Origin of the sequence: Streptococcus sp. 27098_8_186 (assembly GCF_041432055.1) — a bacterium.
Taxonomy (GTDB): Bacteria; Bacillota; Bacilli; order Lactobacillales; family Streptococcaceae; genus Streptococcus; species Streptococcus dentalis.
On sequence record NZ_JAPVYV010000006.1, the window covers coordinates 21,540 to 33,095 of the forward strand.

The following is an 11,556-nucleotide window of genomic DNA, read 5'->3' on the forward strand; positions in this document are numbered from 1 at the left end:
GAAATCATTAGAATAAAACGAACGATTATGATATAATTTAATAAAATAATTCGCAAAAGAGGTTCGAGATGAAACTTTTGGTTGTTGGATCTGGCGGTCGTGAGCATGCGATTGCCAAGAAATTGTTGGAGTCTACAAACGTTGAGCAGGTTTTTGTGGCTCCTGGTAATGACGGGATGCGATTAGATGGTCTGGATTTGATCAATATCGGAATTTCCGAACATTCTAAGCTGATTGACTTCGCAAAAGTCAACGATATTGCTTGGACTTTTATCGGTCCAGATGATGCCCTTGCAGCTGGAATCGTGGATGATTTCAATGCAGCTGGTCTCAAGGCTTTTGGTCCGACCAAGGCTGCAGCTGAGCTGGAGTGGTCTAAGGATTTTGCTAAGGAAATCATGGTCAAATACGACGTTCCTACAGCAGCCTATGGAACCTTTTCAGATTTCGAGGAAGCCAAGGCTTATATCGAGGAGAAAGGCGCTCCAATCGTCGTCAAGGCAGACGGATTGGCCCTTGGGAAAGGTGTCGTCGTTGCGGAGACAGTTGAGCAAGCCATCGAAGCTGCTCATGAGATGCTTTTGGACAATAAATTCGGTGATTCAGGTGCGCGTGTGGTCATCGAGGAATTCCTTGATGGGGAAGAGTTTTCTCTCTTTGCCTTTGTCAATGGGGACAAGTTCTACATCATGCCAACAGCGCAGGACCACAAACGTGCCTACGATGGTGACAAGGGTCCTAACACTGGTGGGATGGGTGCCTATGCGCCAGTTCCTCACTTGTCACAGAGCGTGGTTGACACAGCGGTTGACACTATTGTCAAGCCAGTTCTTGAAGGCATGATTAAAGAAGGACGTCCGTACCTAGGTGTCCTTTACGCGGGTCTTATCTTGACAGCTGATGGCCCTAAAGTCATCGAGTTCAACTCACGCTTTGGAGACCCTGAAACGCAAATTATCTTGCCTCGTTTGACATCTGACTTTGCGCAAAACATCACCGACATTTTGGATGGTAAAGAGCCGGCCATCACTTGGACGGACAAGGGTGTGACACTAGGTGTGGTTGTAGCATCAAACGGCTACCCACTCGCTTATGAGAAGGGTGTCAAACTTCCAGCCAAGACAGAGGGCGACATCATCACTTACTATGCCGGTGCTAAATTCGCTGAAAATGGCCAAGATCTCCTCTCAAACGGCGGACGCGTCTACATGCTGGTTACCACAGCAGACACCGTCAAAGACGGCCAAAACATCATCTATAACGAACTCAATAAACAAAACACAGAAGGCTTGTTCTACCGAAACGATATCGGTAGCAAGGCGATAAAAGATTAACAGATACTAATTTTGTCATGGCGAGCGAAAGCGAGCCAAACTAAGATAATGGTCGTTTGATTTGCAAGCGTTAGCGAGCTAGTATAGGCTAATCGTCGCAGTAGTGGAACTCCTAGTAGCAGAGCTACTAGGAGCGGAAAACTGGAGACTCAGGCTCCAGTTTTAGTAATGGAACGCTACAGGCGGTCGCTTACGTCCGCACTACAATAGACGATTATCGAAAAAGGAGAAAAAATGAAACCAGTAATTTCCATTATTATGGGCTCAAAATCCGACTGGGCAACCATGCAAAAAGCCGCTGAAGTCCTCGGCAACTTCGGTGTCGCTTACGAAAAGAAAGTTGTTTCCGCACATCGGACGCCGGACCTCATGTTCAAACATGCCGAAGAAGCACGTAGCCGTGGCATCAAGGTCATCATCGCAGGTGCAGGTGGCGCAGCTCACTTGCCAGGGATGGTCGCAGCTAAAACGACCCTTCCGGTTATCGGCGTACCTGTCAAATCACGTGCCCTTAGCGGTGTGGATTCACTTTATTCTATCGTTCAGATGCCAGGTGGGGTGCCTGTCGCAACCATGGCGATCGGTGAAGCAGGTGCGATTAACGCGGCCCTCTTTGCCCTCCGTCTTCTTTCAGTAGAGGACCAGGCTATTGCGACAGCGTTAGCGGATTTCGCTGAAGAACAAGGAAAAATTGCAGAGGAGTCTACAAATGAGCTCAACTAAAACCATTGGCATCATTGGTGGTGGCCAGCTGGGGCAGATGATGGCGATCTCAGCTATCTACATGGGACACAAGGTTATCGCCTTGGATCCAGCAGCGGATTGTCCAGCCTCCCGTGTGGCGGAAATCATCGTGGCCCCTTACGACGACGTAGATGCTCTTCGTCAGTTGGCAGATCGCTGTGATGTTCTCACTTATGAATTTGAAAATGTGGATGCTGACGGTTTGGATGCTGTTGTCAAAGAAGGACAGCTTCCACAAGGGACCGACCTACTTCGCATCTCCCAAAACAGGATTTTTGAAAAGGATTTTCTCTCTAACAAGGCTCAAGTAACGGTGGCTCCTTACAAGGTTGTGACCTCAAGACAAGATTTGACAGATATCGATCTGTCGAAAAACTATGTCCTCAAGACAGCAACCGGTGGTTACGATGGCCATGGTCAAAAGGTTATTCGTTCAGAAGCAGACTTGGAAGAAGCATACACTTTAGCGGACTCAGCAGACTGCGTCTTAGAAGAGTTTGTCAACTTTGACCTTGAGATTTCGGTCATCGTGTCTGGTAATGGTAAGGACGTGACAGTCTTCCCTGTTCAGGAAAATATCCACCGTAACAACATTCTTTCAAAAACCATTGTGCCTGCTCGCATTTCAGAAAGTCTAGCTGAAAAAGCCAAGGCTATGGCGGTGCGAATCGCTGAACAACTGAACCTCTCTGGAACGCTATGTGTGGAAATGTTTGCGACAGCAGATGACATCATTGTCAACGAAATTGCGCCACGTCCACACAATTCAGGACACTACTCAATTGAAGCCTGCGACTTTTCACAGTTTGACATGCACATCTTGGGTGTTCTCGGAGCACCACTTCCAGCGATCCAACTCTATGCGCCAGCTGTCATGCTCAACGTTCTCGGCCAACACGTCGAGGCTGCTGAAACATATGTGACAGAAAATCCAAGCGCTCACCTCCACTTATATGGTAAACTAGAAGCAAAGCACAACCGCAAAATGGGACATGTGACTTTGTTTAGTGATGTGCCAGATGAGGTTGAAGAGTTTGGGAAAGGGATTGATTTTTAAGATGGTAGAAGAATTCGATGATGTATTCGAAGATGATATTACTACTCTAACATTTACTTATGCGGACGATGTAGAGATTCCAGAAATTCCTGATGCAGAAGGGATTCATGTTGTAGAGATAACAAATAATCGACTAGTTATAAAGCATATCCTCGATGATGATGAGGTCTATGATTATATAAAGAGTTGTGGATTAACAAGTCGCCCTATAAAACTTTCGATTGAATTTTGTGTTTACGAAGATTCTGAGGAAGAATAGTATTTAAATTGAATGGGGAGAATATATGATTCAACTCATCGTAGACGCGCTTGTTAACCAAGAGAAGCAGATAACTACTGCTGGAAAGGGATTGATTTTTAAGTGAAAATAGCGATTCTAGGACTTGGAGTCATCGGGACCGCTTATGCCTACGCCTTTCAAAAAGCAGGCCATCAAGTGGAACACGTACTGAGAGATAGTAAGAAAAGCACAGCTCCGAAGGAGTTGTCGGTTGATTTGCTAGATGGTCGCTATCAATCCAAGGGTGAAAATAAACACGACACCTATGAGGTTCGTGTGGCGGAAGCTGATTCGGAATATGATTTTATTTTTCTGAGTGTGCGTCATGGGCTTGTCCAAGAAGCTGTGGAAACCTTGCGAAAAAATAATATCAAAGGTACCCTTGTTTTCTTCTGTAATTTCTGGGATACTCGAAAAGAGGTCCAAAAGTGGGCAACAGATTACGACTATATTCTGGCCTTTCCGACAGCGGGTGGACACATGCAGGAGAACCATTTGGATGGTGTCTTGTTTGACCATTTAATGCTAGAAGGTGAGCAAAAAGCACACATTTCTAACTATGGTGATCTGACGACTTTACTGACTTCTGCAGATTTGAAGTGGGAAGTGCCTCATGATATGGTCGAGTGGATTTGGATTCACATGGCAATTAATGCAGGTGTCACTTCGACAGCTGCGCGTTCGGGAAATCTGGAAAAACCAGAAGAACTGGCTTTGAACTTGATGAATAGTTCTTCGGAATTATCATTAGCCATCAAGGCCATTCGAGAAGCCTTGAAAGTTGTAGAAGCGCGTGGAGTGAATTTGAAGCTTTACAAAGCAGAACTCTTACCTTATAAAATCCCGGCTTGGATAGCAGGAAAAGCCATGAAAGTCATGTTTGCGAAAAATGAGCTGACCCGAAAAATCATGACCTTACACAATGATAAACAGGACATCTTCTATTGTTGTCAAAGTGTTTATCTGACTGGTCAAGAATTAGGTGTGAAGATGCCTATTCTGAAAGCAAATATGAAGGGCATTTCGCTTTAGGAGGTTTTATGATTCAAATTATTGTCAACGCATTTGTCGAAAAAGAGAAGACAGGAGCAGTCGTCGAAGTCTTGTATGCTAGTAGCGATCACGAAAAAGTGAAAGCTAAGTATGAAGAGCTGACTGCTCAATATCCTGCAAACTATTTAGCCATCTATGATCTGCCGATGGATACGGATTTGAATACACTCGATCACTATCCATCTGTGTGGATTGGAAAAGAAGAATTTGAATAAAACGACTGTTGGTTGCTAACTGATGTAAAACATCAAAAGAAAGGAAAATAAAAACATGATCGAACGTTACTCTCGCCCTGAAATGGCGAACATTTGGACTGAAGAAAATAAATACCGTGCTTGGCTTGAGGTGGAAATCTTGGCTGACGAAGCATGGGCTGAATTGGGAGAAATCCCTAAGGAAGATGTGGCTTTGATCCGTGAAAAGGCGGACTTTGACATCGACCGTATTTTGGAAATCGAGCAGCAAACTCGTCACGATGTGGTGGCCTTCACACGTGCGGTTTCTGAAACGCTTGGTGAAGAGCGCAAGTGGGTTCACTATGGGTTGACTTCTACTGACGTGGTCGATACTGCCTATGGTTACCTCTACAAACAAGCCAACGACATCATCCGCAAGGACCTTGAAAACTTCCTTAACATCATCGCTGACAAGGCGAAAGAACACAAGTTTACTATCATGATGGGGCGTACCCACGGTGTGCACGCTGAACCGACAACTTTTGGTTTGAAATTGGCCACTTGGTACAGCGAAATGAAACGGAACATCGAGCGTTTTGAGCATGCAGCTGCTGGCGTGGAAGCTGGTAAGATTTCTGGGGCGGTTGGTAACTTTGCCAACATCCCACCATTCGTTGAAAAATACGTCTGTGACAAATTGGGTATCCGTGCTCAAGAAATCTCTACACAGGTCCTTCCTCGTGACCTTCATGCTGAGTATTTTGCAGTTCTTGCGAGCATCGCAACTTCTATCGAGCGGATGGCAACTGAAATCCGTGGTCTTCAAAAATCAGAACAACGTGAAGTGGAAGAGTTCTTTGCTAAAGGTCAAAAAGGATCTTCAGCAATGCCTCACAAACGTAACCCAATCGGTTCTGAAAACATGACAGGTCTTGCGCGTGTGATCCGTGGTCACATGGTCACAGCCTATGAAAACGTAGCCCTTTGGCATGAACGTGACATCTCTCACTCATCAGCTGAGCGCATCATTGCACCAGATACAACCATCTTGATTGACTACATGCTCAACCGTTTCGGAAACATCGTTAAGAACTTGACAGTCTTCCCAGAAAACATGATCCGCAACATGAACTCTACATTTGGTTTGATCTTCAGCCAACGTGCTATGTTGACTTTGATTGAAAAAGGCATGACGCGTGAGCAAGCTTACGACCTTGTTCAACCAAAGACTGCCCAATCATGGGATAACCAAGTAGACTTCAAGCCACTTCTTGAAGCAGATCCAGAAGTAACATCACGCCTCACTCAAGAAGAAATCGACGAAATCTTTAACCCAACTTACTACACCAAACGGGTGGATGAAATCTTCGAACGCATCGGTTTGGGTGACTAATCGCAAGAAAAACGGGAATTTGAAAAATAGACGAAAAGAAGCAGAGAAATCTGCTTCTTTTTAAACTTTTTATAGCTAAATTATCACTAATTATATATATTTTTAAAGAGGTCTTTAGAAATCGTTTTCAACATGCTATAATGGAGTTATAAAAAAGACCGAGATGTCTCAGTCTTTTTGGTTCTTAGTGATCGCGGTCACAGGAGATGAACTTGATCTTGTAGTAGTCACCGCGTTTATAGGTTTCCGTGTATTCAAGGATTTGGCCAGTCGCTTCTAGCTTGGTCGTCTTCACTTGTTTGACTGTTGGGAAATTTTCGTCGATCTTCAATACTTTAGCAATCTTGCTAGGTGTAGGAAAGACGATTTCGTTGACTTCTTCGAAGTGCTCGTCATTCATATGAATGTGGTAGTCTTCTTTGAAGCGATCATAGATAGAGCTGTAGTATTCCAAATTTGGATAGTTTGGATTGATGTATTGTTCGGGAACATAGGTTTGGTGGAAGATATAGGTATCATCCCCTGTATGGCGAGTCCGTTCGATTTTATAATAGAATTGCGTTGGGTTGAGGCCTAGTTTGTCTAGGATGCTCAAGGTATTTCCACGTTTAATAGAGAGAACTTTGACTTTGGCCTTTTGGATTGGGAAGGTTTCAACATCTGAAAATTCTACCAGTTTGTGTTTTCGAGCACGAGAAACAAAGGTTCCCTTTCCTTGCTGACGGACAATGTAGCCATCGGCGGCGAGGTCGTTCAAAGCACGGACAACGGTGATAGAGCTGACATCATAAATTTTGATGAGTTCAGCTTCCGTATAAAATTTATCTCCATTTTCAAATTTTCCTGAGATAATTTGCTGCTTCAAATCATCTTTGATGTGTTGGTACTTTGGAATTGCCATAGTGCTACCTCTCTTTAGATTTCTCTTATTTAACCCTATTTTAACATATTTTTTATAAAAGTGTTGACATTTTTCAAATAATTTATTATATTAATAAATGAAAAGGGTTACATATAAGAAAGGGGGGCGTTTATGGGAGTTTTTGAGATTCGCGATGCTTTCTATTTAAAAGGTCAACCCTTTAAGATTTTGTCCGGAGCAATCCATTATTTCCGTATTGACCCAGCAGACTGGTATCATTCCTTGTATAATCTAAAAGCTTTGGGTTTTAACACGGTTGAGACCTATGTTCCTTGGAATGCGCATGAACCCCGCAAAGGGCAGTTTGACTTTAGTGGCCGATTGGATCTAGAGCGTTTCATTCAAACAGCCCAGTCCCTAGGACTTTACATGATTGTAAGGCCGTCGCCCTTTATCTGTGCAGAGTGGGAATTTGGTGGATTGCCAGCTTGGCTCTTAGAAGAAGACCTGCGAATCCGCTCATCAGACCCAGCCTTTATCGAAGCGGTGGATCGTTATTATGATCGCTTGCTTGGGTTGTTGACACCCTACCAAGTGGATCGGGGTGGTCCAATCCTTATGATGCAGGTGGAAAATGAGTACGGCTCTTATGGAGAAGATAAGGATTATCTTCGTGCCATTCGGGATTTGATGAAGGAAAAAGGCGTGACCTGTCCTCTCTTTACATCAGATGGTCCATGGCGAGCAACGCTAAGAGCAGGAACCTTGATCGAAGAAGACCTCTTCGTGACAGGAAACTTCGGTTCCAAAGCAGCCTATAACTTTGGTCAAATGAAAGAATTCTTTGACGAATACGGCAAGAGATGGCCCTTGATGTGTATGGAATTCTGGGATGGCTGGTTTACCCGCTGGAAAGAACCTGTGATTCAAAGGGACCCAGAGGAGTTGGCTGAAGCTGTCCATGAGGTCTTGGAGCTTGGATCCATTAATCTCTACATGTTTCATGGCGGAACCAATTTTGGCTTCATGAATGGTTGTTCAGCTCGGGGGACGCTTGATTTGCCACAGGTAACATCCTATGACTATGGGGCTTTGCTCAATGAGCAGGGCAATCCGACGGAGAAGTATTATGCCATTCAAAAGATGATGGCGACCTATTATCCGGAATACCCACAGCAAGAACCACTTATCAAAGAGTGTTTACCAGAACAAACCTTGCAATTGGCAGCCAAGACTAGTCTTTTTGGGAATCTGTATAATTTGGCTCAAGTCGAGACCAGCCTTTATCCCGAAAAGATGGAAGAGTTGGGGCAAACCACAGGTTATCTCCTATATGAGACAGACCTTGAGTTGGATGCGGAAGAAGAAAAACTGCGCATCATTGATGGTCGGGATCGGGTACAAATTTACCTGGATGATCAACATGTAGCAACACAATACCAAACAGAGATCGGTGAAGATCTTTTTATCAAAGGAAAAAAGAAAGCGGTTACGAATTTAAAAATCTTGCTTGAGAATATGGGACGTGTCAACTATGGGCACAAGCTCTTGGCTGATAGCCAGCACAAGGGCATTCGCACAGGTGTCTGTGTGGATTTGCATTTCCACCTGCATTGGAAGCAGTACCCACTGGATTTACAAGATCTCAGTCAGCTCGATTTTTCAAAGGAATGGCAGGCAGGTGCTCCAGCATTTTACCGATATGATTTTCAGCTGGACCACACCCTTGACACTTATCTGGATATGACAGGATTTGGGAAAGGGGTCGTCTTTGTCAACGGCCACAATCTTGGTCGCTTCTGGGAGGTCGGACCGACCACTTCACTTTACGTGCCTCATGGTTTCCTCAAAGAAGGAGCCAATAGCCTGATCGTCTTTGAGACAGAAGGGTGCTACCAAGAGACACTTCAACTTGTTCAACAACCTACATTCAAAGAAGTAAAGGGGGAAAACTTATGACTATTGTAGGATGCCGTATCGATGGACGTTTGATCCACGGGCAGGTAGCCAATCTTTGGACTACCAAACTAAATGTTTCACGTATCATGGTGATCGATGATGAAGTCGCTCAAAATGATATCGAAAAAAGTGGCTTGAAACTAGCGACACCACCTGGTGTTAAGCTTAGTATCTTGCCAGTCGCAAAGGCTGCGGAAAATATCTTGGCTGGAAAATATGATAGCCAACGACTCTTTATCGTAGCTCGCAAACCAGATCGTTTCCTTCGTTTGATCGAAGCAGGCGTCCAGCTTGAAACGCTGAATGTCGGCAATATGTCTCAATCTGATGAGACACGTGCGATTACCCGCTCGATCAATGTGGTGGACGCGGACGTGGAAGACTTCAACAAGATCCACGAAAAAGGTGTGAAAATTACGTCTCAGATGGTGCCAAACGACACAGCAGAAGACTTTATGAAGTTATTAAAGTAAAAGAAAATTTTTAGGAGGAAATTGTCATGATACAATGGTGGCAAATTTTACTACTTACTTTGTACTCAGCTTATCAAATCTGTGATGAGTTGACGATTGTTTCATCAGCAGGCTCACCAGTCTTTGCTGGTTTCATTACAGGACTTGTTATGGGGGATTTAGGAACAGGTCTCTTTATCGGAGCTTCTCTTCAATTGACAGTGCTCGGTGTAGGTACTTTCGGTGGAGCTTCTCGTATTGACGCAACATCTGGTGCCGTTCTTGCAACTGCCTTTTCAGTAGCGCAAGGTATTAAACCAGAAATTGCGATTTCAACTATTGCTGTTCCCGTAGCTGCTCTCTTAACCTATGCAGATATCCTTGGCCGTATGAGTACTACAGCCTTTGCACACCGTATTGATGCGGCGATCGAACGCTTTGATTATAAAGGAATTGAACGCAACTACCTTCTTGGTGCTGTTCCTTGGGCTCTCTCTCGTGCCCTTCCAGTCTTCTTGGCTCTTGCTTTTGGTGGTGCTTTTGTCCAATCTGTTGTTGACTTTGTTGCAAAATATCAATGGTTCGCAAACGGCTTGACTCTTGCAGGACGTATGCTTCCTGGTCTTGGATTTGCGATCTTGCTTCACTACTTGCCTGTGAAACGTCACCTTCACTATCTTGCCCTTGGTTTTGGCTTGACAGCGATGTTGACAGTGCTTTACAGCAATGTTCAAAGTGTTGGTGCTGCAATTTCTGCTATGCTTGGAACAGATGCGTTTGCAAAACTTCCAAAAGAACAAATGGTTGCCTTCACAAACAACTTCAAATCTGTATCTATGATCGGGGTTGCCATCATCGGTATCTTCCTTGCAGTGCAACACTTTAAAAACAGCCAACGTACAGTTGTAGCTGCTCCAGCAAGCAATGTAGAAAGCGGGGAAATTGAAGATGACGAATTCTAATAACTACAAACTCACTAAAGAGGATTTTAAACAAATCAACAAACGTAGCCTCTTCACCTTCCAATTAGGTTGGAACTACGAACGGATGCAGGCTTCTGGTTACCTTTACATGCTTCTTCCACAATTGCGGAAAATGTATGGAGATGGCACACCTGAATTGAAAGAAATGATGAAATTGCATACGCAATTCTTCAATACTTCTCCATTCTTCCACACCATTATCACTGGTTTTGATTTGGCTTTGGAAGAAAAAGATGGTGTCAACTCTAAAGATGCGGTTAACGGGATCAAGACAGGTCTCATGGGACCATTTGCCCCTCTTGGAGACTCTATCTTTGGATCTTTGGTTCCAGCTATTATGGGATCTATTGCAGCAACCATCGCGTCACAAGGTCAACCATGGGGTATCTTCCTTTGGATTGCTGTAGCAGTTGCTTATGATATCTTCCGTTGGAAACAGTTGGAATTCGCTTATAAAGAAGGTACCAACTTAATCAACAACATGCAAAGTACCTTGACAGCTTTGATCGAAGCAGCTTCTGTACTTGGTATCTTCATGGTCGGTGCCTTGATTGCAACGATGATCAATGTGGATGTAACCTGGATGCCACACATCGGGGACAAAGCCATCGATATCCAAGACATGCTCAATTTGATCTTCCCACGCTTGGTTCCAGCTATTATCACAGGTGTGATTTACTGGTTGCTTGGACGTAAAGGAATGAACTCAACTAAAGCTATCTTGTTGATTATCGTCGCAGCGATTGCCTTCTCAGCCTTTGGTCATTTCTGCTTCGGCATGCAGTAATGGAGTGGGGTATGGCAAAAGAGTTAGTACTGGTCAGCCATGGTCGCTTTTGTGAAGAGCTTAAAGCTAGCACAGAGATGATTATGGGGCCACAAGAATCCATCCATACGGTTGCACTCTTACCAGAAGAAGGGCCAGAAGACTTTACCGCTAAATTTGAAGCAACAGTCCAAGGTCTAGAAGACTATATTGTATTTGCCGATCTCTTGGGAGGAACTCCTTGCAACACTGTGAGTCGCTTGATCCTTGAAGGACGTGCGATTGACTTATACGCAGGGATGAATCTTCCGATGGTCATCGAATTCATCAATAGTAGCCTGACTGGTAATGAAGGGGACTACCCTGAACGTGCAAAAGAAAGTATTGTCAAGGTCAATGACCTCTTGTCAAACCTTGATGATGATGAAGATGAGTAGGTTGGTATGGGAGTCTGGGAGCATCATCTCAGGCTCCTTTCCCATTTATCAACGTTAGAT

At 44.3% G+C, this 11,556-nt stretch carries 13 protein-coding genes; 12 read left to right on the plus strand and 1 reads right to left on the minus strand.

Translation table 11 applies throughout. The features are described 5' to 3' along the window. Positions 1-68 precede the first annotated feature (68 nt). The 7 genes from purD (at position 69) to purB (ending at position 6,037) form a co-directional block, all read left to right on the plus strand. Complete coding sequence (purD, locus tag O3602_RS06540; protein WP_371611393.1) at positions 69-1,334, plus strand: phosphoribosylamine--glycine ligase; 1,266 nt, start codon at positions 69-71, stop codon at positions 1,332-1,334. Between the two features lie 234 nt (positions 1,335-1,568). Beyond that, positions 1,569-2,057, plus strand: a complete 489-nt coding sequence (gene purE / locus O3602_RS06545; protein WP_371611394.1) for a 5-(carboxyamino)imidazole ribonucleotide mutase — start codon at positions 1,569-1,571, stop codon at positions 2,055-2,057. Next, the gene (gene purK / locus O3602_RS06550) at positions 2,044-3,135 is read left to right on the plus strand and encodes a 5-(carboxyamino)imidazole ribonucleotide synthase (RefSeq protein WP_371611395.1); all 1,092 of its coding nucleotides are present in this window, start codon (positions 2,044-2,046) and stop codon (positions 3,133-3,135) included. The genes purE and purK overlap by 14 nt, the downstream gene beginning before the upstream one ends. 1 nt (position 3,136) lies before the next feature. Continuing rightward, complete coding sequence (locus O3602_RS06555) at positions 3,137-3,394, plus strand: hypothetical protein (RefSeq protein ID WP_371611396.1); 258 nt, start codon at positions 3,137-3,139, stop codon at positions 3,392-3,394. A gap of 102 nt (positions 3,395-3,496) precedes the next feature. Then, positions 3,497-4,447: a ketopantoate reductase family protein gene (locus tag O3602_RS06560; RefSeq protein ID WP_003013883.1), complete on the plus strand. Its 951-nt coding sequence runs from the start codon at positions 3,497-3,499 to the stop codon at positions 4,445-4,447. An 8-nt stretch (positions 4,448-4,455) separates the two neighbouring features. Continuing rightward, positions 4,456-4,683, plus strand: coding sequence for a hypothetical protein (locus tag O3602_RS06565; protein ID WP_003013964.1), 228 nt, complete (start codon positions 4,456-4,458; stop codon positions 4,681-4,683). A gap of 55 nt (positions 4,684-4,738) precedes the next feature. After that, the gene (gene purB, locus O3602_RS06570; protein WP_003013885.1) at positions 4,739-6,037 is read left to right on the plus strand and encodes an adenylosuccinate lyase; all 1,299 of its coding nucleotides are present in this window, start codon (positions 4,739-4,741) and stop codon (positions 6,035-6,037) included. A 184-nt stretch (positions 6,038-6,221) separates the two neighbouring features. Here purB and O3602_RS06575 read toward each other — a convergent pair whose 3' ends face one another. Then, on the minus strand, positions 6,222-6,938 hold the full coding sequence (locus tag O3602_RS06575) for a GntR family transcriptional regulator (RefSeq protein ID WP_003013995.1): 717 nt from the start codon (positions 6,936-6,938) through the stop codon (positions 6,222-6,224). Positions 6,939-7,070: 132 nt separating this feature from the next. On the opposite strand from O3602_RS06575, the gene O3602_RS06580 reads away from it, so the two are divergent. The 5 genes from O3602_RS06580 to O3602_RS06600 are packed head-to-tail and all read left to right on the plus strand — an operon-like array spanning position 7,071 to position 11,496. Then, the gene (locus O3602_RS06580; RefSeq protein ID WP_371611397.1) at positions 7,071-8,858 is read left to right on the plus strand and encodes a beta-galactosidase family protein; all 1,788 of its coding nucleotides are present in this window, start codon (positions 7,071-7,073) and stop codon (positions 8,856-8,858) included. After that, positions 8,855-9,331 (plus strand): PTS system mannose/fructose/N-acetylgalactosamine-transporter subunit IIB, encoded by a 477-nt coding sequence (locus O3602_RS06585; protein WP_003009322.1) that lies wholly within the window; start codon positions 8,855-8,857, stop codon positions 9,329-9,331. The genes O3602_RS06580 and O3602_RS06585 overlap by 4 nt, the downstream gene beginning before the upstream one ends. Before the next feature lie 26 nt (positions 9,332-9,357). Next, positions 9,358-10,272 (plus strand): PTS mannose/fructose/sorbose/N-acetylgalactosamine transporter subunit IIC, encoded by a 915-nt coding sequence (locus O3602_RS06590; RefSeq protein ID WP_003013827.1) that lies wholly within the window; start codon positions 9,358-9,360, stop codon positions 10,270-10,272. After that, positions 10,259-11,080, plus strand: a complete 822-nt coding sequence (locus tag O3602_RS06595) for a PTS system mannose/fructose/sorbose family transporter subunit IID (RefSeq protein WP_003002374.1) — start codon at positions 10,259-10,261, stop codon at positions 11,078-11,080. Before O3602_RS06590 ends, O3602_RS06595 begins: the two co-directional genes overlap by 14 nt. An 11-nt stretch (positions 11,081-11,091) precedes the next feature. Further along, positions 11,092-11,496, plus strand: coding sequence for a PTS sugar transporter subunit IIA (locus O3602_RS06600; RefSeq protein ID WP_003002366.1), 405 nt, complete (start codon positions 11,092-11,094; stop codon positions 11,494-11,496). Positions 11,497-11,556: the final 60 nt, after the last annotated feature.